18 protein-coding genes are annotated in these 23547 nt (G+C 69.6%); 10 read left to right on the top strand and 8 right to left on the bottom strand.

Annotated features, from left to right (window positions below):
- The first annotated feature begins 156 nt into the window (after positions 1-156).
- Positions 157-3504, top strand: coding sequence for a LamG-like jellyroll fold domain-containing protein (locus ACZ6MZ_RS23900; protein ID WP_469354169.1), 3348 nt, complete (start codon positions 157-159; stop codon positions 3502-3504).
- Positions 3505-3582: 78 nt separating this feature from the next.
- Here ACZ6MZ_RS23900 and ACZ6MZ_RS23895 read toward each other — a convergent pair whose 3' ends face one another.
- Both ACZ6MZ_RS23895 and ACZ6MZ_RS23890 read right to left on the bottom strand, forming a co-directional pair.
- The gene (locus tag ACZ6MZ_RS23895) at positions 3583-5928 is read right to left on the bottom strand and encodes an AbfB domain-containing protein (RefSeq protein ID WP_389790146.1); all 2346 of its coding nucleotides are present in this window, start codon (positions 5926-5928) and stop codon (positions 3583-3585) included.
- 163 nt (positions 5929-6091) lie between these two features.
- A complete protein-coding gene (locus tag ACZ6MZ_RS23890) occupies positions 6092-8524 on the bottom strand; it encodes an RICIN domain-containing protein (RefSeq protein ID WP_469354167.1) in 2433 nt (810 codons plus the stop codon).
- A gap of 549 nt (positions 8525-9073) precedes the next feature.
- Between ACZ6MZ_RS23890 and ACZ6MZ_RS23885 the strand changes: the two genes are divergently transcribed.
- The 6 genes from ACZ6MZ_RS23885 (at position 9074) to ACZ6MZ_RS23860 (ending at position 16390) form a co-directional block, all read left to right on the top strand.
- Positions 9074-10159: an ABC transporter substrate-binding protein gene (locus ACZ6MZ_RS23885; protein WP_469354166.1), complete on the top strand. Its 1086-nt coding sequence runs from the start codon at positions 9074-9076 to the stop codon at positions 10157-10159.
- 118 nt (positions 10160-10277) lie between these two features.
- Entirely contained in the window at positions 10278-11888 is a 1611-nt protein-coding gene (locus ACZ6MZ_RS23880) for a sugar ABC transporter ATP-binding protein (protein ID WP_469354164.1), read from the top strand.
- Positions 11885-12853, top strand: a complete 969-nt coding sequence (locus tag ACZ6MZ_RS23875) for an ABC transporter permease (protein ID WP_389790138.1) — start codon at positions 11885-11887, stop codon at positions 12851-12853. Before ACZ6MZ_RS23880 ends, ACZ6MZ_RS23875 begins: the two co-directional genes overlap by 4 nt.
- The gene (locus ACZ6MZ_RS23870) at positions 12850-13911 is read left to right on the top strand and encodes an ABC transporter permease (protein WP_386875454.1); all 1062 of its coding nucleotides are present in this window, start codon (positions 12850-12852) and stop codon (positions 13909-13911) included. Before ACZ6MZ_RS23875 ends, ACZ6MZ_RS23870 begins: the two co-directional genes overlap by 4 nt.
- Positions 13912-14013: 102 nt before the next feature.
- Positions 14014-15033, top strand: a complete 1020-nt coding sequence (locus ACZ6MZ_RS23865) for a LacI family DNA-binding transcriptional regulator (protein ID WP_469354162.1) — start codon at positions 14014-14016, stop codon at positions 15031-15033.
- Positions 15034-15298: 265 nt separating this feature from the next.
- A complete protein-coding gene (locus ACZ6MZ_RS23860) occupies positions 15299-16390 on the top strand; it encodes an aldose epimerase family protein (protein ID WP_469354160.1) in 1092 nt (363 codons plus the stop codon).
- Between the two features lie 20 nt (positions 16391-16410).
- On the opposite strand, the gene ACZ6MZ_RS23855 is transcribed toward ACZ6MZ_RS23860, so the two are convergent.
- The 4 genes from ACZ6MZ_RS23855 to ACZ6MZ_RS23840 form a co-directional block, all read right to left on the bottom strand.
- Positions 16411-17091 carry a response regulator gene (locus ACZ6MZ_RS23855; RefSeq protein ID WP_469354158.1) on the bottom strand — a complete coding sequence of 227 codons (681 nt, stop codon included), beginning with the start codon at positions 17089-17091 and terminating at the stop codon, positions 16411-16413.
- A complete protein-coding gene (locus ACZ6MZ_RS23850; RefSeq protein ID WP_469354394.1) occupies positions 17088-18362 on the bottom strand; it encodes a sensor histidine kinase in 1275 nt (424 codons plus the stop codon). The genes ACZ6MZ_RS23855 and ACZ6MZ_RS23850 overlap by 4 nt, the downstream gene beginning before the upstream one ends.
- 140 nt (positions 18363-18502) lie before the next feature.
- Entirely contained in the window at positions 18503-19351 is an 849-nt protein-coding gene (locus ACZ6MZ_RS23845; RefSeq protein WP_469354156.1) for an ABC transporter permease, read from the bottom strand.
- Positions 19348-20286 carry an ABC transporter ATP-binding protein gene (locus tag ACZ6MZ_RS23840; RefSeq protein WP_469354154.1) on the bottom strand — a complete coding sequence of 313 codons (939 nt, stop codon included), beginning with the start codon at positions 20284-20286 and terminating at the stop codon, positions 19348-19350. The genes ACZ6MZ_RS23845 and ACZ6MZ_RS23840 overlap by 4 nt, the downstream gene beginning before the upstream one ends.
- 230 nt (positions 20287-20516) lie before the next feature.
- Between ACZ6MZ_RS23840 and ACZ6MZ_RS23835 the strand changes: the two genes are divergently transcribed.
- Both ACZ6MZ_RS23835 and ACZ6MZ_RS23830 read left to right on the top strand, forming a co-directional pair.
- A complete protein-coding gene (locus tag ACZ6MZ_RS23835; protein WP_469354152.1) occupies positions 20517-21104 on the top strand; it encodes a hypothetical protein in 588 nt (195 codons plus the stop codon).
- Between the two features lie 79 nt (positions 21105-21183).
- Positions 21184-21441 carry a hypothetical protein gene (locus tag ACZ6MZ_RS23830; RefSeq protein WP_469354150.1) on the top strand — a complete coding sequence of 86 codons (258 nt, stop codon included), beginning with the start codon at positions 21184-21186 and terminating at the stop codon, positions 21439-21441.
- 90 nt (positions 21442-21531) lie between these two features.
- Here the strand turns inward: ACZ6MZ_RS23830 and ACZ6MZ_RS23825 are convergent, their stop codons facing one another.
- Positions 21532-22272: a DUF1775 domain-containing protein gene (locus ACZ6MZ_RS23825; protein WP_469354148.1), complete on the bottom strand. Its 741-nt coding sequence runs from the start codon at positions 22270-22272 to the stop codon at positions 21532-21534.
- Positions 22273-22321: 49 nt separating this feature from the next.
- On the bottom strand, positions 22322-22978 hold the full coding sequence (locus ACZ6MZ_RS23820) for a hypothetical protein (protein ID WP_469354147.1): 657 nt from the start codon (positions 22976-22978) through the stop codon (positions 22322-22324).
- A 146-nt stretch (positions 22979-23124) separates the two neighbouring features.
- On the opposite strand from ACZ6MZ_RS23820, the gene ACZ6MZ_RS23815 reads away from it, so the two are divergent.
- A complete protein-coding gene (locus ACZ6MZ_RS23815) occupies positions 23125-23484 on the top strand; it encodes an ArsR/SmtB family transcription factor (protein ID WP_384182584.1) in 360 nt (119 codons plus the stop codon).
- Positions 23485-23547: the final 63 nt, after the last annotated feature.

Here is a 23547-nt window from a genome sequence, read left to right as displayed (position 1 = left end):
GACCCGAGGGTTTCGGCCATGGACCGATGCCCCCGTATGGGCAGGTCCCCGATGGACGGTGCACACCCGTTCACCGGGGACCTGCACGTTCGCACATTTTCCATCGTTGAAAATGTGCGTGCACGACTGTTGTTATGTGTTTGGGGCTGTGGCTCAATGTTCGACTATGTGCTGCTGCATCCCGCAGGTGCGAGGCACTTCTGTTCCTTCGACGAGGACGACGCCTTGAGACAACAACCATTTCGCCCCCGAACGCTGCTCCGAGCCCTGGCGTGTACGGCCGCACTTCTGCTGCCCGTCGGTGCCACCCTGGTCCCGGCCGCCGCTGCCGCTCCGCCGGCCGGCGCCGCCTCCGCTATCGCCTTCGCGTCCGACGACCCGGCCACCGATGTGCACGGTCTGAAGGGCGAGTACTTCAGGATGTCCGCGCCGGGGGCTCGCGACTTCGCCGAGCTCGGCGGCGTGGCGCTCGACCCGGAGATCAACTTCCCTGGCCTCACCGGGACGTTCGAGTCCACGACCGGACGCACCGAGAACACGACAGCCCGCTGGACCGGCCAGATAACGGCCCCCGCCACCGGTGACTACACCTTCTCCGCGATCGGCGACAACGGCTTCAGGCTCTTCATCGACGGCAGCGTCGTCATCGACCACTGGGTGCCCGACTGGGACGTCGAGCAGCACAGTGAGCCGGTCGCACTGACCGCCGGTGAGCCGCACGAGTTCCGGCTCGAGATGTTCCAGGACATCGGCGGCGCCAACATGTTCCTCCGCTGGGCCAGCCAGGACCTGAAGAAGCAGATCGTTCCGGAAGAGGCGTTCACCCCGCCGGCCGACTTCGAGGTCTACCCCGTCGCGCTGAGCGTCGCCGAGGACGGTACGCGGCTCCAGGCGACGTTCGACGACAAGGTCGAGAACATCGGCGGCGTCAAGGACCACCTCAAGATCGAGGCCGACACCTCACCGATGCCGGTGAAGTCGGTGGCCAAGGCGTCCAACAACCCCAAGGCCCTCGTCGTCACGCTCGCGGCGCCGATCCAGAAGGGCCAGCAGGTCCGGGTCGCGTACGACGGTGAAGGCGGTCTCCGGGCAGGCGGCGAGACCGTCCCCGAGATCAGCCGTACGGCCAAGAACCGGTCCACGCACCGGCTGACCACCACCTGGGGCGACAAGCTCGACCGCGACCACCCGCTGCCCGAGTACCCCCGGCCGCAGCAGGTGCGCGACCAGTGGATGAACCTCAACGGCCCGTGGGAGTTCGCCGGAGCCACCGAGGGCGAGCAGCCGGTCTTCGGCAAGCGGCTCGGTGAGCGCATCATCGTGCCGTTCCCCGTGGAGTCCCAGCTGTCGGGTCTTGAGCGGCACGAAGACCACATGTTCTACCGCAAGCTCGTCACGGTGCCGAGGAACTGGTCCGTCGGCAAGGGGCACGACGGCGGCAAGCGGCTGAAGCTCAACTTCGACGCCGTCGACTACCGGTCCACCGTGTGGGTCAACGGCAAGAAGGTCGCCGAACACACGGGCGGCTACACCGGATTCACCGCCGACATCACGGACGCGGTCAAGGGCAGCGGCCCGCAGGAGATCATCGTCGCGGTCACCGATGTCACAGGACCGAACCAGCCGAAGGGCAAGCAGTCCACGAACCCGGGCGGCATCGTCTACACCCCGTCCTCCGGTATCTGGCAGACCGTGTGGATGGAGCCGGTCGCGCCCGCCGCGGTGGACTCCCTGACGACCACCCCGGACATCGACAAGGGCACCCTCGCGCTGACCGTCAACTCCGCCGACGCCTCGGCCGGCGCCCGAATCACGGCCGTCGCCCGCGACAAGAAGGGCAAGGCCGTCGGCACGGTCACCGGACCGGCGAACCGCGCGCTGACGCTGCCGGTCAAGAACCAGCACCTCTGGTCGCCGGACGACCCGTACCTGTACGACCTCGAAGTGAGCCTGACGGACGGCCGGTCCAAGGACAGCGTCGACAGCTACTTCGGCATGCGTTCCCTCGCCATCGCGAAGGTCGGCGGCTACCAGAAGCTCGTACTCAACGGGAAGCCGTTCTTCTCGCTGGCCATGCTGGACCAGGGCTTCTGGCCCGACGGTCTGTACACCCAGCCCAGTGACGCGGCGCTGACCTTCGACCTGAAGGCGCAGAAGGACCTCGGCTTCAACGCGGTGCGCAAGCACATCAAGGTGGAGTCGCCCCGCTGGTACTACCACGCGGACAAGCTCGGTCTGCTGGTGTGGCAGGACTTCGTCTCCAGCGACATCAGCACCGACCAGGGCAAGCAGGCGTTCCTCTCCCAGGGCAAGGAGATGATGAAGCAGCTCCACAACTCGCCCTCGATCGGCGGCTGGATCGTCTTCAACGAGGGCTGGGGCGAGTGGGACCGCGTCGAGACCGGAAAGATCACCGAGGCCGTCCAGGCCGACGACCCGTCCCGCGTCGTCAACGCCCACAGTGGTGTCAACTGCTGCTCGTCGAAGGGTGACTCGGGCAAGGGCGACATCATCGACCACCACGACTACGTCAACAACGACGCGCCGTTCCCCGACCACCGCGCCGCGATGGACGGTGAGCACGGGGGCTTCACGCTCCGTACCGCGGGACACATGTGGCCGGGCGCTCCGGCGGCGATCTACAGCGGCGTCGCGGACAAGGACGCCCTCACGGCGAAGTACGTCGACAACACCCGTACGTACTACCTCGCCGCGGCCGGGGCCGAACTGTCCGGTTCCGTCTACACCCAGGTCAGCGACCTGGAGAACGAGCTCAACGGGCTCTGGACGTACGACCGTCGGGAGATCAAGGTCGATCCGAAGAAGGTGCGGCAGATCAATCAGCAGGTCATCGCGGCCGGCGCGGCCGCCGGTGAACGCGACCAGCTGAAGGGCGGCGCCGCCTGGTCGCTGGACGAGAACAAGGGCACGACGGCCGCCGACAGCGGTCCCAACCGGGCTCCCCTGACGCTCAACGAGGGCACCTCCTGGACGCCGGGTGTCCAGGGCTCCGCGCTCAAGTTCAACGGCCAGGGGCAGTACGCCGAGACCCGCGGCCCCGTGGTCGACACCACCCAGGACTACTCGGTGTCGGCCTGGGCGACGCTCGACGCGCTCCCGGGCAACTACGCCACCCTGGTCAGCCAGGACGGCCGGCGGACGGAGAATCCGTTCTATCTCCAGTACGGCCAGGGCGCGTTCGCCTTCAGCACGCCCGGCGGTCACCGCGCTCGGCTGGAGATGAAGCCCGAGACCGGGAAGTGGTACCACCTCGTCGGTGTGCGGGAGGGCGACGAACTGAAGCTGTATGTCGACGGCACGCTCGCGGCGACCGCCCCGGCCGGCCCCGCCGACGTCAGCACCGGGCCGCTCTCCGTGGGCCGTGCCAAGTGGGGCGGCGCGAACGGTGACTTCTGGAACGGCTCCATCGACCAGGTGAAGGTGTACGACACGGTGCTCACCGCGGCGGAGGTGAGCACGCTCCACGACGCCGAACAGCCGTAACGCGCGACGGCCCGGCGGCGACGGGACCGTCGCTGCCGGGCCGCCCGCCGTGGCCCGTACGGGGCCCGGCGGTTCAGATCACGGAGCCCATGGAGCCTCCACCGCCCAGGTGGTGTCCTCGGTGAACGTGGCCGGGTTGTCCCAGACATGACCGCCGCCCGGCGTGGCGAGCCACACCTCCGAGTCGATGTGGCGGAGGTAGCTGCCGGGGAGATTGGCACTGGACAGGCGCACCCCGCCCGTCCCCGCGACCGCGCAGAAGGTGGCGTCGGCCTTGAAGAGGGCCGAGCCGTCGTTCGCGTCCCGGCGGATCCGGAAGTCCCGGTGCCGCAGATACTCGCCGGGATAGTTGCGGGACTCGAACGAGTAGCAGTTGCTGTTGGCGAGACCGGTGACGATCTTCCAGGTGGCGTCGTTCTTGAGCAGCCCGTCACTGCCGCCGTCCACGATCGCGGTATGGGCGAGCTGGTTGTAGTGGCGCAGGTACTTGTTGGTGTGGCCCGGGGTGGTGACCCGGAGCGACTTGTACTGCCCGGTCGGCAGTGTGACCGGCGGGGCGGGCGTCCGGGAGGCCTGGATGAGGGCCTGGTTCGCGGCCTTCACCCGCGCGGCGTCGACCTTGACCACCTGGCGGTCGTAGGTGAGCAGGCCGTTCACCTCGTTCTCGACGTCCGTGATCTCCGTATAGACCGAGGCGGAGAGACCCGCGGGCATCTGGCCGATACGGATGCTGTCGAGCAGACCGACGAAGCGGTTGTTGAGGGCGGCGATGCTCGGCTGGTCCTCGTAGCTGAAGCCGCCGCCCGGGTACCACTCGTGCCCGGGGACCTTGTACCCGAGACCGCCGAACTCGCCGAGGACGGCGGCCCGGGTGGCGGTGGGCGCGGTGTTTCCGGGACCGACGTAGATGTGGTTGTCGACCACATCGCCGTTGCCCCCGTCGACCGAGCCGCAGCAGTTGACCCCGCTCATGTTGTTGACCAGGCGGGACGGGTCGTACGCCTTCACCTCGTCGGCGATCCTGGCCTGGTCGTACTGCCCCCAGCCCTCGTTCTGGTTGACCCACATGACCACGGACGGCGAGCTGCGGTGCTGGTCGATGATCGCGTGGTACTCCGCCTCCCACTGGGTACGGGCGGCCGCGTCGGGGCTCTTTCCGGTGTCCATCGCCGGCATGTCCTGCCAGACGAGGAGCCCCAGCTTGTCCGCCCAGTAGAACCAGCGCTGCGGCTCGACCTTGATGTGTTTGCGGACCATGTTGAAGCCCAGGTCCTTGTGGGCCTGCAGATCCGACTTCAGCGCGGCGTCGGTCGGCGCGGTGTAGATGCCGTCGGGCCAGTAGCCCTGGTCCAGGGTGCCGCTCTGGAAGACGAATTTTCCGTTGAGTACGGGGCGCAGGATGTTGTCGACCTTGGCGACGGCGATCGACCGCATGCCCGCATAGCCGCCGACCGAGTCCACGGCCGTCGAACCGTCGAGCAGCTCGGCCCGCACGTCGTACAGGAACGGGTCGTCCGGGCTCCACAGCCGGGGATTCGGTACGGGTACGGAGATGTCGGCGCCGGCGGCGCCGGTCGCCGTACCGACCGTGGTCCCGCCGCTGGAGACCGTGACCCGGACGCTGCGGCCGCCCGCCGCCGCGGTCTGCGCCTTCACCCGGAGCGTGCTGTTGCCCAGGTTGGGCGTCATGTCGAGGCGGGTGATGTGGGCCGCGGCGACCGGTTCCAGCCAGACGGTCTGCCAGATGCCCGACGCCGCGGTGTAGAAGATGCCACCGCCCGGATGCGGCTTCACGTCGTTGATGCGCTGCTTGCCGACGGCCTGGCCACCGGTCTGCGTCGGGTCGTAGACGGAGACCACGACGGTGTTCGTGCCGCCGTTCAGCTGGGGTGTGATGTCGTACGAGAACGAGTCGTACCCGCCCTTGTGCGCACCGACCTGGGTGCCGTTGACCCAGACGGTGGTCTGCCAGTCGGAGGCGCCGAAGTTGAGCTTGACCCGGCGGCCGTTCCAGTTCGCGGGGACGGTGAAGGTGCGCTTGTACCAGAGCTTGTCGGTCTCGGTGATCCTGCGCTGGATGCCGGAGAGCGCGGACTCGGCGACGAAGGGAACCCGGATCTGGTCGGGGAACGTGCCGGGCTGCCCGGCGTCGCGACCGGTCACCGCGAAGTCCCAGATGCCGTTGAGATTGGCCCAGTCGGGACGGGTGAGCTGCGGACGCGGATACTCGGGCAGCGGATTGTCGACGGGCACCTGGTTGGTCCAGGGCGTGGTCATCGGCGCGGGCTTCGGCGTCCAGGCCGCCGCCTGGGCGGGGGCCGTTCCGGCTCCGACCAGGGCGGTCGCCACCAGCGCCAGCATGCCGGTCGCGGCCGCTAAGCGTTGCCACCACGGCCGGCGGCGGGGGATGGGCACACGGGTCATCGGTCCTTCTCCTTCACGGGTTCCGCTCCCCGCGCCGGATCGGCACGGGGAGCGGTGCGGGTGGTGGTGCGGTGGTGGTGCCGTCAGTGATGCGCGGTGGTGCGTGGTGGTGCCGTCAGGGGTGCGTGGTGGTGCGGTCGGTGGTGCCGGAACCTCTGGAGCGTCAGATCAGCTGCCAGAGGTGGTCGGCGGTGCCGTTGTCGGCGAATTGCACGACGTGGGCGCTGTCGGCGGTGGACATTCCGTCGACGCCGAGGACCTTGCCGGAGTGGCGGTTGCGGACGCGGTACCAGCCGCCGCCGTTGGGGACGAGCTGCCAGAGGTGGTCGTCGGTGTCCGTGTCGCCGAACTGGACGACGTGGGCGCTGTCGGCGGTGGACATTCCGTCGACGCCGAGGACCTTGCCGGAGTGGCGGTTGCGGACGCGGTACCACCCGTCGCCGTTGGGGACGAGCTGCCAGAGGTGGTCGTCCGTGCCGGTGTCCCCGAACTGCACGACGTGCGCGCTGTCCGCCACGGACATACCGTCGACGCCGAGCACCTTGCCTGAGTGCTGATTGCGGATCCGGTACCAGCGGTCGGAGAACCACCGCTCCGCGTCAGGACCGGCCGTCGGGAACGAGGTGATGCGCAGTCGCGCGGCGCCCATCGGGACGAGGGTGACGTCCTCCACCGGCTCGGTGCTGAGTGCCGGACTGTCCTGGAGCGGCGCCACCACATGCTCGCTGTCCGCCGTCCACTCCGGGATCCTGCGGGCCCGTGCGGTCATGCTGACCGGGGTGGTGCCGAGCGTGAAGGGGTTGTCACCGGGGGGACGGCCGGTGGAGTGGTGCCGCAAGGAGTTCTCGTCCAGCACGAGCCCGTAGTTCCAGGGGGAGGTGGCGTGGACCGCGTACTCAGGGAACTGGTCGGTGCCCCCGATGCGCTGGTACTCCTCACCGATCCGCAGCGAGTAGGTGAGCGGTCCGTGGTCGACGCTCACCGAGTCGTGGTTGTCCGCCCAGGTCCGTACGGCAGTGGTCTGGGGGAAGCGGAGTGTGACCGTGTCACCGTTGGCCCACTGCCGGTCGACACGGGTGAAGGCGGGGCCCGCCGGAGCGCTGACCGCACCCCCGTTGACCTTGATCTCCGGCTTCGCGCACCAGGCGGGCACCCGCAGGACCAGCGGGAAGCGCAGGCTCTTCGGGGTTGTGAGAGTGAGCGTGACCGTGTCCGTGAACGGGTAGCCGGTCTCCTCGGTGAACGTGACCTCGGTGCCGTCGGCGACCTTCGCGGTGACCGCGCAGCTCGCGTACATGGCGGCGGCCAGACCACCGTCCGGGGTGGCCAGCCAGAGCTCCTCGGCGAAGTACGGCCAGCCCATTCCGTAGTTGTGCGGGCAGCAGCGGTACTGGTCGACGCCGGGCAGGAACGCCTGCATCGCGAAGCCGTTCTGGAACTGACGCGCTTTCTTGGGCACGTTGTCCAGATCGACACTGTTCGCGCTGGTGATGTAGTGGATGGCCCGGCCCGACGGGTCCAGCGAGGCGGGCAGCGAGTTGAAGGCCAGCTCCTCGCAGCGGTCGGCCCACAGCGGATCACCGGTGATCCGCGTGAGCAGCTGGTGGCTCGCCATGAATTCGACGATGCCGCAGGTCTCGAAGCCCTGGCGCGGGTCGCCGTGCCCGGGGCGGGCGTTCTCGTCCCCGGCGAATCCGCCGCCGGGGAACTGCCCGTACTGGTCCATCGCCTTGCCGTACGTCCCGTACGTGTCCCGGGTGTCCGTGGCCGATCCGCTGCGCAGGGCGTACTGGGCGGGCTCGCGGAAGCCCTGCGCGATGTTGACGTTGTGCGGGTTGACGAGATTGTCGCCCCAGTCCGCCCCGTACCGGTGGATCTTGTCGGCCAGATCGAGCAGATAGGTCTCTCCGGTGCGGTTGAACAGCCAGAAGACGCTGTCCAGCCCGTCGCCCCAGCGCAGCGCGATCCAGCTGGTGTTGAAGGCACCGGGCCCCTGCGCGTTCATGTAGCGGAAGAACCTGCTGAGGAAGGGGATGACGCGGCTGTCGGCGCTGTACTCCTGCCAGGAGCGCAGGGCCTGGATGAGCGGGAGGAACGGCCAGAAGTCGGGGCCGCCGTTCAGTGAGGTCCGCAGGGATTTCGGGCCGAAGAAGCCGTCGGACTGCTGCGTGGTGAGGATCGCGTCGATCCAGCGGCGTACGGCGGCCAGGGCCGTGGCGTCCCGGGTGACGATCGCGAGGTCGGTGTATCCGCGCAGCCAGTACGGGACCTCCTCCCAGCCGCCGCGGTCGGGGCGTACCCAGCCGGTGGCGGTGAAGTCGAGGAAGTGCGAGAACTCCTCGTAGCGACCGCACAAGCCGTCCAGCTGGAGCTTGAGCTGTCCGGCCAGCCAGCCGCGCGGGGTGATGTGGCCCGGCGGCAGCTTCAGGAACGCCGTGGGGTGGAGCGGGGCGGCGTTGGGGGAGTAGTGGCCGCCGCGCGCGGCGGCCACCCGGCCCTCGGCCGCGGTCGCGGTGGTGGCCCAGCGGCTGGTCGCGGCCGTGGCGACCGCGGTGGCCACGGCGCCGGTGACGAGTTGTCTGCGGTTCAGAGGCATGGGTGGGGGCTCCTGCTCTGCCGGCCGTGCGGGCTTCGGCTCATGTCGAGGGATGAGACGGGAGGTGGGGGCCACGGCGAACCGGTTCTGGGCCGGCCTGGTACTTCCGCGCATGGCGAGGGCAGCTGTCGCCTACGGCGGTCCGGGGGCGTCAACTTCCTTGCAACGTTAGAAATTTGGCGTCCGGCGGTATGACAGCACGCCGTCAAGCGGCTGTCCAGAGATGTCACAGAATCGGGGGCCCGCCGTCCGGCCGGCCGGGGTGTCCGGTGCGATGCGCGCCGCCGACACATTTTGGAAACGCATCGACAACTCTCTTGCCGCCTGCGCCGCAGCGCCTATATAACGTTGTAAACCGAGCCGCCGACAGGCAGCGCAGGCTCTCACGGCCGCCATCAGTACAGCTCGTAGCGGGGTCGTGAGGAATGCGGCGTCATCAGCCACCGACGCGGCTGACGACCGTCCAGCCCCGCCCCGGTCCATGCCCTGCCCATGCCCCGACCGCACCCCGACCGGAGTGCCGTCACCCCGCCAAGGAGCGTCCTGCGCATGACTACCCAGCGCCGATCCCGTACTCTCGCCGTCGCCTGCCTGCTCGCCGCCACCGCCACGCTCGCCGTCTCCGGCTGCTCCAAGTCGGAGACCACGGACAACGCGGGCGGTGACAGCAGCCAGGGAGCCCAGGCGGTCAAGACCCCCGAGGCCGCGTCGGGCGCCGGCTGCTCACTGACGAGCTACGGCGCGCCCAAGCTGGACCTGAAGAACGCCGTGGTCGGCTTCTCGCAGTCGGAGAAGGAAGCCAACCCCTTCCGTATCGCCGAGACCCAGTCCATCAAGGACGAGGCCGCCAAGGTCGGCGTCAAGAAGCTCCTCACCACCAACGCGCAGTCGCAGCTCTCCAAGCAGATCAGCGACATCCAGGACATGCTGTCCCAGGGCGCCCAGTTCCTCATTGTCGCGCCGCTGAACTCCGACGGCCTGGAGCCGGCGCTCAAGGCGGCCGCGGCCAAGAAGGTGCCCGTCCTCACCATCGACCGCAAGCTCAACTCCACCGCCTGCAAGGACTATGTCGCCTTCCTCGGCTCCGACTTCGTCGAGCAGGGCAAGCGCGCCGCCGACGCGATGATCAAGACGACCGGCGGCAAGGGCAAGGTGGCCATCCTGCTCGGCGCGTCGGGCAACAACGTCACCACCGACCGCACCAAGGGCTTCGTCGACCAGCTCAAGGCGAAGGCGCCCGGCCTGGAGATCGTCGCCCAGCAGACCGGCGAGTTCGCCCGCGACAAGGGCCAGCAGGTCATGGAGCAGCTCATCCAGTCCAAGCCCGACATCACCGCCGTCTACGCGGAGAACGACGAGATGGGCCTCGGCGCCGTCACCGCGCTGAAGGCGGCCGGCAAGAAGCCCGGCAAGGACGTCAAGATCGTCTCGGTCGACGGCACCCGGAACGCCGTTCAGGCCCTGGTCAACGGTGAGTACAACGCCGTCATCGAGTCGAACCCGCGCTTCGGGCCGCTGGCCTTCGCCACCGCCCAGAAGTTCTACGCCGGTGAGGAGATCCCGGAGAACGTGATCATCGCCGACCGCGAGTACGACGAGTCCAACGCCAAGGCCTCGCTCGGCGGGGCGTTCTGACCCCTTCGCCGCTCGGCGAAGCGTTCCGACTCCTCCGGTTCACAGCCGCCGTGGCGACCCACCCGCCACGGCGGCCCCGGGCCCATCCCCTTGGACCAGCGGAAGGCCAAGAAGACCCATGGCACCACCCGAAGCAGCACCTCAGGCGCCGGAGGAGACCACCCCACCGGCGGCCGGCACCGTCCTCGAAGCCCGTTCGGTGAGCAAGCGGTTCCCGGGCGTCGTCGCTCTCGACCACGTCTCCTTCTCCCTGCGCGCCGGGGAGACCCACGCGCTGGTGGGGGAGAACGGGGCCGGCAAGTCCACCCTGATCAAGGTGCTGACCGGCGTGTACCAGCCCGACGAGGGCGACGTACGGATGACCGGACAACAGGTGCGGTTCGCCCGGCCGTTCGAAGCGCAGCAGGCAGGCATCTCCACGATCTACCAGGAGGTGAACCTCGTCCCGCTGATGAGCGTGGCGCGCAACATCTTCCTCGGCCGCGAGCCCAAGAACCGCTTCGGCCTCATCGACTTCGGCCGGATGCACCGCGAGACCACCGAGCTGCTCGACGGCTTCGGCGTACGCGTCGACCCCCGCCGCCCCCTGCACACCCTGGGCATCGGCACCCGGCAGATGGTCGCGCTGGCCCGCGCCGTCTCCGTCAACGCCCAGGTGGTCGTCATGGACGAACCCACCTCCTCCCTGGAACCGCGCGAGGTCGAGACCCTCTTCCGGGTCATCGAGAACCTGCGCGGCCAGGGCATCGCCGTGATCTACGTCAGCCACCGGATGGACGAGCTCTACCGGATCTGCGACCGGGTCACCGTGCTGCGCGACGGCCGCCACATCCACACCGGCGACCTCGCGGACCTGAACCGGATGCAACTGGTGTCGATGATGCTCGGCCGCGACATGGCAGAGGTCCGGCGCAGCGGCCTGACCAGCTTCGCCGCCGAGGGGCACGACGCGGCACGCACCCCCGTACTCACCGCGACCGGCCTCACCCGCCGTCACCAGCTCGAGGACGTCTCCCTGTCGCTGTACGGCGGAGAGGTGCTCGGCCTCGGCGGCCTGCTCGGCTCCGGACGCAGCGAGACGGCGAAGGCCCTGGCCGGCGCGCTGAGCCTGGACGGAGGCGAACTCACCGTCGGTGGCCGCACCCTGCGCAGGCTCACCTCGGCGGGCGCGATCCGCGCGGGCATCAGCCTGCTGCCCGAGGACCGCAAGGCCGAGGGAATCATCCCCGGCCTCTCCGTGCGCGAGAACATCGTGCTCGCCGCCATGCCCCGCCTCTCCCGCGCCGGAGTGGTCTCGCGGCGCAAGCAGGACCGCATCGTCGACATCTTCATGAAGCGGCTGCGGATCAAGGCGGCAGGACCCGAACAGAAAGTCGGCGAACTCTCCGGCGGCAACCAGCAGAAGGTCCTCCTCGCCCGCTGGCTCTGCCTGGAGCCCAAGGTCCTCCTGCTCGACGAACCGACGCGCGGCATCGACGTCGGCGCCAAGGCCGAGGTCCAGAGCCTCATCGACGACCTCGCAGGCGAGGGCCTGGCCGTCCTGCTCATCTCCTCCGACATCGAGGAACTCATCGAGGGCGCCGACCGGATCGTGGTGCTGCGCGGCGGAGCCGTCGCGGGCGAACTGTCCGGCGACAGCGTGGGCGAGAGCCAACTGCTCGAAGTGCTCGCCGACCACTCACCGGCGCCCGAAGGGAAGGCCCCGGCCGCACAGGAGGACCCGCGATGACCCAGGCCACGCTCACCCCCGCACGCCCCCTGGCCCGGCTGCGCGACCCCGGCTGGTACCAGGAGTACGGCGTGTACGCGGCCGTAGCCGTACTGCTGCTCTTCAACGCCCTGTTCACCGAGCACTTCATGACCGCCGACAATCTGCGCACGCAGCTCGTCCAGGTCGCCCCCATCGTCATCGTGGCGCTGGGCATGGCCCTGGTCATCGGCACCGAGGGCATTGACCTCTCGGTCGGCTCGACCATGGCACTCGCCGCCGCCCTGCTGCCGCTCTACCTCGGATACGGACTCGTGCCCGCGCTCGCCGTGGCCCTGCTGGCCGGAGCGGTCGTCGGAGCCGTCAACGGCACCCTGGTCTCGCTGATCGGGCTGCAGCCCATCGTCGCCACGCTCGCCCTCTTCGTCGGCGGCCGGGGCATCGCCCTGGTCATGGCCGACGGCCAGCTCAAGCAGATCGTCAACCCCGACATCCTCGCGCTCGGCACCGACTCCTTCCTCGGTGTCCCGCTGGTCGTGCTGATCGCCGGGGTGCTCGCCGCCGCCGTCGCCTTCCTGGTGCGGCGCACCACCTTCGGCCGTCAGATCGTCGCCGTCGGAGGCAACCGGCCGGCCGCCGCGCTCGCCGGACTGCCCGTCAAGCGCGTACTGATCGGTGTGTACGTGCTCTGCGGGGTGCTGGCCGCCCTCGCGGGCATCCTCGCCACCGCCAGGCTCACCGCCAGCGACCCCTCCTCGCTCGGCACCCTCATGGAGCTCTCCGCCATCACGGCGGTCGTCGTCGGCGGAACCCCGCTGAACGGCGGGTCCATCCGGGTCCTCGGCACCGTCGCGGGCGCCCTGCTGATGCAGCTGCTGCGCGCCACCCTGGTCAAGCACGACCTGCCCGACTCCACCGCACAGATCGCCCAGGCGGCCATCATCATCGCCGCCGTCTACGTCGCCCGGGAGCGTCGGTCCCGATGAACGAAACCACACCCGCTCTCCGCGCCTCCGCCCGGGCGCCGAAGAAGACCCCCGCACCGGCCGGCGGCGACGCGCCCCGCAAGGTGCCCGCCGCCGAGACGACCTTCACGCAGCGTCTCGCCGAGCTCGTGCAGCGTCAGGGCGTGCTCGCCGTCCTGCTCGCCGTCGTGCTCGTCGCCTCGTTCGTCTACCCGACGTTCGCCACCCTGGACAACGCCCGCGGTGTGACCGTACAGGCGTCGTTCCTCGCGGTGGTCGCCCTCGGCATGACCCTGGTCATCATCACCGGCGGCATCGACCTGTCGGTGGGATCGGTGTTCGCGCTGGGCGGTGTCCTTGCCGCCTGGGCCTCGCAGTGGGGCTTCCTCACCGCGCTGCTGGTGCCCCTCGTGGTGTGCGGGGCCATCGGTCTGCTGAACGGCTTCCTCATCGCCCGCGCCGGAATGGCTCCCTTCATCGTCACACTCGCCACGCTGCTCGCGGCCCGCGGTCTGCTCCTCGCCTTCACCGACGAAGGCGCCACCACCTACCTGGTCCCCAAGGACTCCGCCTTCGCCGAGCTCGGCCAGGGCAGCGTCTGGGGCTTCGGCTACCCGATCCTGATCGCCCTGGTGCTGTTCGGGGGCGGCGGACTGCTCCTCCAGCGCACCTCGTTCGGACAGACGCTCTTCGCCGTCGGCGGCAGCAGCGACGCCGCCACCCTGATGGGCCTGCCGGTCGCCCGTACCAAGATCCTGGTATACACACTCAGCGGACTGCTGGCGGGACTCGCCGGTGCGCTGAACGCGGCCCGGCTGACCTCCGGTGTCACCATCGTCGGTGTGGGCATGGAGCTGGACGCGATCTCCGCCGTCGTCATCGGCGGCACCCTGCTCATCGGTGGCGCCGGATCGGTCAGCGGCACGCTCTGGGGCGTCCTGCTGCTGGCCGTCATCCAGAACCTGATCAATCAGATCGGCTCGCTCAACTCCTCGTACCAATCGGTGGTCAGCGGCGGCTTCCTTATCGTTGTCGTCGTGGCGCAGCGCTATCTGGCGCGCAGTCGTAGAACCACCTGAACGGAGCCGGATCCCGGGTGGCCGTCCGGCCGCCGGGATCCGGCCAGCCCCAGGGCCCCGGACTCACCGGGGCCGGATTTCCCGGTCGAGTCAAGGAGTGTCGTGGGCGTCAGCCTCAAGGACGTTGCGCAACGGGCGGGCGTGTCCATCAAGACCGTGTCGAACGTGGTCAACAACTATCAGCACGTCACCCCCAAGATGCGTGCCAAGGTGCAGCAGGCCATCGACGAACTCGGCTACCGGCCCAACCTCACCGCGCGCCATCTGCGCAAGGGGCGCACCGGGATCATCGCCCTGGCCGTACCGGAGTTCGGCAACCCGTACTTCGCCGAGCTCGCCGGCGCGGTGGTCGACGCGGCGGCCCGGCACGACTACACCGTGCTGGTCGACCACACCGCCGGACTGCGCGAGAAGGAACTCCTGGTCAGCCAGGGCTTCCGGTCGCATGTGATCGACGGACTCATCCTCAGCCCGATCCATCTGGAGACCGAGGACCTGATGGCGCGCACCGAGACCGCGCCCCTGGTCCTGCTGGGCGAGCGGGAGTACGAAGCCCCGTACGACCACATCGCCATCGACAACGTGGCGGCGGCCCGCGAGGCCGTACGGCACCTCCTCGACCACGGCCACCGCCGGATCGCCTTCCTCGGCTCACGTACCGGCCAGGAACGCCAGCCGGCCCATCTGCGCCTGCGGGGCTGGCGCGAGGAACTCCTGTCCGCGGGCATCGCGCCCGACGAGAGCCTCGTGATCGTCACCGACGGGTACGGACGCGAGGACGGCGCCGCCGCCATGGCGGCGCTCCTCGACCGCGGGGAGCGGCCGGACGCCGTCTTCGCGTACAACGACCTCATCGCCATCGGCGCGATGCGCACCCTCACGGAACGCGGTCTGCGCATCCCCGCCGACATCGCCGTCGTCGGCTTCGACGACATCGAGGAGAGCCGGTACGGAGCCACCACGCTCACCACCATCGCCCCGGACAAGGAAGCCATCGCCCGGCTCGCCGTCGACAGTCTGGTCGAACGGCTCTCGGGAAAGCCCGTACCCGAACCACGCAGGCCCCGGCCCGGCTACCGCCTGATCGTCCGCGAATCGACCGGGCCCCGGAACGCGCCCTAGGCCATGTCCGCAAAGTTTCGCCTGGCCGACGACGCCCGGCACGCACGCTCGCCGCGTTGTCGGAATCATCCGAGTACATCCAGTACACGAATGATCCTCCGCCTTGCGATCGCACGCACCGAACGCCGTCGGCCCCGCCCTCCGGGCGGACGGCGCTACTTCGCGGACACGACCTAGGCGGCGGGAACCGAGCGGCCGGACCGCCGCGCTGAACCCCGGGCAGCCCACGTCCCTCCCGGCCATCCGCTCGTCGCAAGGATCCCTGATGCCCAGCCCCACCGCGCACAGCAAGCCGTTCGGCACCGCCCCCGGGCGGGCGGAGGTCGATGTCTGGACGCTCGACTCCGGCTCCGGAGTCCGGGCCGAGATCCTCACCTACGGCGGCATCCTGCACCGGCTCCTGGTGCCCGACACCACGGGAGCCACCGCGTCGGTCGTCCGCTCGCTCGCCTCCCTCGACGGCTACACGGGCAAGAACCCCTACTTCGGTGCCCTCATCGGCCGTTACGCGAACCGCATCGCCCACGGCCGCTTCACCCTGGACGGCGCCGCGCACCACATCCCCGCCAACGACCGGGGCCACGCACTGCACGGCGGCCCCGACGGCTTCCACACCAAAGTGTGGGAGGCGACCGACCACAGCACCGACGGCGCCGCGGCGCTCCGGCTCACCCTGCACAGCCCCGACGGCGACATGGGATTCCCCGGCGCGCTCGACGTCACCGTGACGTACACCCTCGACACCGAAGGCACCCTCGCCCTCGACTACACCGCGACCACCGACCGCCCCACGGTCGTCAACCTCACCAACCACGCCTACTTCGACCTGACCGACGAGGGGGACATCCTCGGCCACACCCTTCAGGTGGACGCCGACACGTATCTCCCCGTCGACGGCGACGGCATCCCGCAGAGCCCCGCCGTCGCTGTCCGGGACACCCCCTTCGACCTCACCGTTCCGCACACCCTGGGCGACCGGATCGGCCTGCCCGACGAGCAGCTCCGTACGGCGGGCGGCTTCGACCACTGCTGGGTCCTGCGGGACCTGGAACCCGGCCGCGCCGACGACCTCCGCCGGGCGGCCCGTCTCACCGCCCCCGACGAGACGAGGGTCATGGAGGTGTGGACCACGGAACCCGGCATCCAGGTCTATACCGCCAACCAGCTCGACGGCTCCCTCACCGACCCGGCCGGCCGGCTCCACGAACGCCACAGCGCCATCTGTCTGGAGACCCAGCACCTGCCCGACTCACCCAACCGCCCCGGCCACCCCAGCACGGTGCTGCGCCCGGGCGAAGTGGCGTGCAGCAGAACCGAGTTGCGGTTCCCGCACCTCAACGGGCGGCGGACGTTATGAGCGACGGGGCGGCGCTGCGGCTACTCGGCTTCGCCAGGGCGTGCCAGGCCCAGGTCGTAAGCGAAGATCACGGCTTGAACGCGGTCGCGTGCGCCGATTTTCGCGAGCATGCGACCGACATGGGTTTTGACGGTGGACTCGGCCAGGACGAGACGTTCGGCGATCTCCCGGTTGCTCCAGCCCTGCCCGACAGCCACCAGGATCTCGCGCTCCCGGTTGGTGAGCGAGCGCAGCCGCTGATCGTCGTGGGGTGTCGATGGGTCCGGTGAGTGGCTCGGCAAATGGTGGGAGTAGGCGTCAAGGAGCCGCCGCGTGAGGCCCGGTGCGATGACGGCGTCGCCCGCGGCGACGGCGCGGATACCCGCCAGCAGTTCTTCCGGGCGGGCGTCCTTGAGGAGGAAGCCGCTGGCGCCGGCGCGCAGGGCGGCGTGGGCGTAATCGTCCAGGTCGAAGGTGGTCAGGATGAGAATGCCTGAGCGTCCCCCCGCCGCGATGATCCGGCGAGTGGCCTCGATGCCGTCCATGCCCGGCATCCGCACGTCCATGAGGACCACGTCGGGGCGCAGTTCCGCGGTCCTGCGCACGGCGTCGGCCCCGTGTGATGCCTCGCCGACCACCTCGATGTCCGGGACCGTTTCCAGCAGGATCTGGAAGGCGTAGCGCTGTAGTTGCTGGTCATCCACGATGAGCACGCTGATCACGAGGCACCGCCTCGGGTGGCTGGGAGGGGCGCGAGGCTGAGGGTCGCCCGTACAGTCCAGCCTCCGCCGGGCCGGGGCCCGGCGGTCACCGTACCGTTGTAGAGAGCCGCTCGCTCTCTCATGCCTGCCAGCCCGTGTCCCTCCTGGTTCGTGGGGCCGCGCCGCGCTGTGCCCGGGCGCGGGCCGGTGTCCTGGACTCGGATGTACAGCTCCGAGCCGTCCACGGTGAGTGCGAGGTCGACCCGGGTGTCGGCACCGGCGTGTTTGAGGGCGTTGGTGAGTGCCTCTTGAACGATGCGGTAGACCGTCAGCTGCACACTTCGGTCAAGGAGGCCCAGATCGCCGTCGGTCCGGTAGACGACCTGTGGCCCAGCGGCCCGGACACGGTCGCACAGTGCGTCGAGGTCGGGGATGCCGGGCTGAGGACTGAGCTCGGGAGCGTCCGCGCTCTCCCGCAGGACGCTGAGCATGCGCCGCAGCTCGCCCAGAGCCTGACGGCCGGTGTCACCGATGAGCTGAAAAGTCTCCTTGCCTCTCTCGGGGGCGGTGTCGGCCGCGTACGAACCGGCATCGGAAAGGGTGATGATGACGGCCAGGTTGTGGCCGACGATGTCGTGCATCTCACGGGCCACCCGGGCGCGTTCGGTGGCGGCGGCCAGCTTGCTGCGCTGGTCGCGTTCGACTTCCAACTGGGCCGCGCGCTCCCGCAGGCCCGCGAGCTGAGCCTGCCGGATCCGCACCGCCAGTCCCAGGGTCACGGGCGCGATTGCGGTGCTGAACAGAAAGAACAGCGCGTCCCCGACGGACACCGCGGTGGCGAACCGCACGGCGATGAACGCCAGCGCGCCGGCCATGGTGGCACACGCCCAGGGCAGGTGCCGCAGTCGGCCGTGCACGGTCAGGCTGTAGAGGGCGACCAGCAGCGCGACGTCGGCGCGCAGCCATACGCTCAGCGACCACTGGATCAGGAACACGGCCGCGATGGCGGCGAAAGCCGCGGACGGCCTCCTGCGCCGCCAGAACAGGGGAACCAGCAATCCGGCCTGCAGCGCCAGCATCCAGGGCAGGGGCGGTTGCGTGAACCTGTCGGCGAACTCTTCCGGGCCACGGCCGCCCTTCACCAGGTCCGGAACGCAGAAGAACAGGAACACTACGCCCACCACCGCTGTGTCCAGCAGCCAGGGACGGGCGTGGTCCGCCTGCCGCAGACGCCGGCCGGTGCGGGACAGCCGGGCGACCAGCGGATGCCCCCACAAGGGATCAAGCCCCAGGGGCGGCGGACGCGAGGGCGCCTCCGTATCGGCGCTGCGGTCGGTGGTCACGGGAGTCACCTGTCCATCGTGTGCGAGGCGTGTCCGCGCGGCGCCGGCGAAAGCCCGTCACCGCGCAGACGGCGGGGTGGACGCTGCCGTCAGGCGTCTGTACGTACCAGCCGGTAGCCGGCCCCCGCCAGCGCGAGAACGACCCAGCTGAGCAACACGACCAGTCCGGCTGTGGGCGACAAGGTGGTGGCGTCGTGGTGGAGGGCGAACATGGACCCGCCCGCGTTGCTGGGCAGGTACGGGCTGATGTTGTCCTGCCACGTGGTCGGCAGCAAAGAGATCAGGCCGGGGACCAGCATCAGGGCGCCCACCAGGACCGATATGCCCGCTGCCACGGAGCGCAGCAGCGCGCCCAAGGCGACGCCGAGCACACCGACCAGACCAAGGTAGAGTCCCGCGCCCAGCAGGCTGCGCACCACGCCTGCGTCCGAGAAGGTCATCGCCGCGCTCGTGCCGGAGACGATCCCGCTCGCGAACAGGAAGGTGGCGAATGCGCCGACCGTGCCGATCACGAGCGCGACCAGGCCGAAGACGGCCGACTTGGACCACAGCACAGGAAGGCGGCGCGGGACCGCGGCCAGGGTGGAGCGGACCATGCCGGTGGAGTACTCGCCCGCGGTGACCAGTACACCCAGCACACCCAGCGCCAACTGCGCGAAGTTTGTGCCGAACAGCGAGAGACTCACAGCCGTGGACGTGGCGAAGTCGGCGTCCATGCGTTGGCCGGAGCTGATCCTGGACTCGTACTGCGCTGCGGCGATGATGCCGAAGGCCACCAGGAACAGCATCGCCAGACCCAGGGTGATCCAGGTGGAGCGCAGGGACCACAGTTTGGCCCACTCCGAGCGCACCACCCGCCTCCCGGTCACGCGATAGGCCGGGCGTGCGGCGGTCGTCGGGACGGTCGCGGAGGTAGGGGCCGGGGTGATGGTGCTCATGCGGCACCTCCGAGAATCTCGATGCCGCCGGTGGAGCCGTGGTACTCAACGGCATCCCTGGTCAGGTCCATGAAGGCCTCCTCCAGCGAGACGGTCCTGACGCTGAGCTCAAACAAGGCGATGCCGTGTTCCGCGGCCTTGAGCCCGATCGCGCGAGCGGAGATACCGGTCACGTACAGCTCCTCCGAGCCGGCGCGTCCGGTGATCTCGACGCCGGGTCCGGCCAGGACCTCGCGCAGGCGGGCCGGTTCAGCCGTGGCCACGGTCACGCTGTCGCCACCTGCCTCGCGGACCAGGTCCTTCACCGTGGTGTCGGCCAGGAGACGCCCGCGGCCCACGACCACGAGATGGTCCGCCACCAGAGCCATTTCACTCATCAGATGCGACGACACGAAGACGGTACGGCCTTCCGCGGCCAGACCTGTGAGCAAATTGCGGATCCACAGCACGCCCTCGGGGTCGAGTCCGTTGACCGGCTCGTCCAGCATGATGGTCTGGGGATCGCCCAGCAGTGCCGCCGCGATGCCGAGGCGCTGGCCCATTCCGAGCGAGAAAGCCCCCGCCCGTTTCCTGGCCACACTCCCCAATCCGGCCAGATCAATGACCTCGTCGACCCGGCGCCGCGGAATTCCATGGGTGAGCGCCAGCGAGTAGAGGTGGTTATAGGCCGAGCGTCCCGGATGAATGGACTTGGCCTCCAAAAGTGCCCCGACCTCCTGCAACGGTGCGGCATGCTGGACGTAGCGGCGGCCGTTGACCTGCACGGATCCGCTGGTCGGATCATCCAGACCGATGATCAGCCGCATGGTGGTGGACTTTCCCGCACCGTTCGGCCCGAGAAATCCGGTGACAGTGCCGGGCCGGACGACGAAGCTCAGATCATCCACCGCGACCTTTTCTCCGTACCGCTTCGTCAACTGGTGTGCTTCGATCATGAGCTGTCTCTCGTTTCAGGGAGGTCAGGCTGTCTTGGACCGCATACTGAAACGCTATAGCTGAGGCCATCGTCATTCGTGCTACCTCAGGGTGAGCTGGGCGGAGCGGGGTGGTACCGCGGTGCCACACCTCACGGCGTACCGCATTTCAGAATGACGACGGCGGTACTCATGACCGCGTTCGAGATGGCGCCCCGCTACGGGTCCACGTGGGTGATACTCAGACGGACATGCTGATCCCGACCGCCGCCACCCGTACCGCGACCGGCAGCGCCGCCCGCGCAGCCGCCTTCACAGTGCTGAGCGGCGCCATGGCGGCCGGGCTGCATCACGCGACAGCGGACTCGCCCGTTTCCTCGCCCGGTCTGGCGCTCGCCGCTGCGGTGATGTTCCTCAGTACCTTCCCCGCCTTCCATTACGGGACGTGCGGCGCCGTCGTCGCTGTCGTGGTGGTGATACAGGCGGCTCTGCCGACGTGGCTCAACGCCACCGAGAGCGCGGTTCTGCGGGACGGGCACCACAGGCTGCCCCCGGTCTGGCACCACAGCAGCCCCGCCATGGCCGTACTGAACCTCACGGTCGGCCTGGCATTGGCCTGGCTGTTGCACGGCGCCTGCGCTCTGCCCTCGCAGGTCTTCCGAGCCTGGACGGAACCGGCCCGGCAGTGGGTAGTACGGCTGGCGAGGGCGCTCTCGCTGCAATTGCCGCAGCCGTACGAGCCCGCTGTGCCGCACCCCGGGCTCCTCGCCCCGCGGGCGCTGTCCTCCCAGACCGCGCACCTCACCCTCCGGCACCAACGGGTGCCCTGCGGTCCGTGAACGACGACGTGCTCCCACGTCCTCACGTGCCGTCCGGCCGTGACGCACCGATCGTCAACGCCGCCCCAGGAGTTTCCGTATGCTCACGCGCCTCGTCGAGGTGTGCCGGGCAGGCTCGGCCTGCCCGCGCCTCCTCGCACACCCCGACGCCCCGTCACCCGCGGAGGTCTACCGACCGCAGGACACCACCCGTACCGGCGAGGGTCTCGTCGACTTCCTGACCTCCGCCCAATCGCTCCTTCTGATCCTCGTGGGCGCCATGGCCGTTGTCCTGTTCGCCGCGACCGCCTGGCGGAGCAGACGCGAAGAACGCGAAGAGAGGAAGAGGCCGCGCTGAACGCGCAGCCGGTCGACCCGCCCGAGAGGCCATCCGTGGAGCTGCGAGGCCCGGCGAACCCGTTCGTACGGGCCCGCCGGGCCCCGTAGGTCAGGTGGTGCTCGCGCCGCCGCGGCGCCTGAACCACCACAGGCCGCCGCCGATGAGGGCGACGACGGCCACGACGAGGGCGGTGATCAGAACCGGGTTCGAGCTGCCCTCCTCCTTGCTCGCCGTGCCGGCTCCGGTGGGTGACGGTGTGTTTGCCGGCTCACTCGCGGCCGGGGTGGACGGTGCGGCCGTGGTGGGTTCGGCGGTCGGGCTGGGGCTGACCGGCTTCGCGCCGGGGGCCGCGGGCTTGAGTTCGAGCATCGGCGCGGGACTGCCGTGCTCGCCCGCCGCGGGCTCTTCGAGTTCGATCCACCGGTCGACGCGGCCGTCGCTGTAGGTCTGTAGCGTCTTGAAGGCGAGGGACTCGGCATCCGGTAGCTGCCGTACGGTCACCGCGTACACGGCGTCCTCGCCCCCGGCGACCGCGGGGCCGGCCACGGTGTAACCCCGGCTCGTCGCCGCGAACTTCCAGCCCTTGGGACCTTCCTTGTAGGTAACGTCGGACGGTGCGATCCCGTCGGGCAGGACCACCTCCAGCTTGGTGATTCCCGCCTTGTCCGACTCCGTCTCGGCGTTGAAGGCCAGGGTGACGTTCTCGGCGAGGGCGACGGCGCTGTCCCCCTCCGCCTCGACCTCCACATGCGCCGACGCGGGAGGGGCCACGGCGAGGGAGGCCGCTATGACAAGAACGGTGACGGCGGACAGACGGCGCGCGGTGCGCGGCCGGTTGATACGGGACACAGGTAACTCCTATGTGGGCGTACGGGCACGCCGAAGCGCGCTTCCGAGGTCAGTTGGCGAGAGCGGACTCCGCCGGAGGACCTCGACGCACCACCGCGTGCGCCAGCACCGGAGAGATACGCGGGCGCGACCGCGACCGCGCTCCTCCCGGCCGCAGAACGCGCGGTACAGGCGGGAGCGGTCCGGCGGTGACCAGCCGTACGAGGATCTCGGCGATCACATCGCCGAGGTGCTCGCCCACGGCCCGGCACGCGGCGTCCGCCCGCTGCAGAAACCAGGCCACGAGCAGGGCCGCCACGATGTGCGCCCCTGTCATCGACACCCCGTGACGGCCGGCGTGCCATGCCTCGTGCGCGTCGTGAGGTACGCCGTGACCGGCCATCACGTGCGGATCCTTGCCGGTGCGTTCTCCTACACGCGTGAGCCAGAGGTGCAGAGCGGCCTGCGCGGCCCCGGTGGCCGACACCACCACGGCCAACGACCTCGGCCCGCGGGTAGCGGGGACCGTCAGGAGGAAGAGCAGACCGAGAGCGGCCCAGACGCTCCGCCAGGGCACCGGATGCCCCGAGGACAGGTGGTGTCCGGTGACGGCGAGCCCCGTACTCACCACGGCGAACACCCCGGCGCGGGCAGCGGCGACCGGCGCACCGGTCAGCCGGTCCGGGCCGGCTCGGCGCGTAGCGCGGGCATCTCTCGTCCACGGCATGGCGGCCCCATCATGAGGCACGGCCACCGGCCGCCGGAACAAAATTCCGGTATGTCCCACCGCGCCCCGGGACGCGGCCCGTAGCGGCCGGGGCGCGGCGCTCCGGCGCAGGGCGTGCGCCGGAGCGCCGCGCCTACGATGTGTTCATGCCCGGACGCCATGAATCCTCAACAGCGAGCGATGCGCATCAGCACACGCCGAGCGTCCGCGAGCTTGCCGCGGCAGCGTCGGTCTTCTCCCTGCTCTCCGACCCCACACGACTGCATCTGGTGTGGCTGCTGACCCGCGGTGAGTCCGATGTGACCACGCTGGCGGCAGCGTGCGGAGCGGCACGGCCCGCGGTGAGTCAGCATCTGGCCAAGCTGCGGCTGGCGGAACTGGTGCAGGCGCGCAAGGACGGCCGTCACGTCGTCTACGCGCTCACGGACGGACATCTTCGTCGCCTCGTCGTTGAAGCGATCAGCCATGCCGACCACCAGGTCACCGGCGAACCCTGGCACGACTGAACACCGTTCCCTCCGACGCTGGCGAGATCAGGCCAAACACGTGCACGATTGCGCACATGTGCA

The sequence above is a fragment of the Streptomyces sp. NPDC042201 genome, from assembly GCF_055582185.1.
This window is presented reverse-complemented; position numbering and strand designations above follow the sequence as displayed.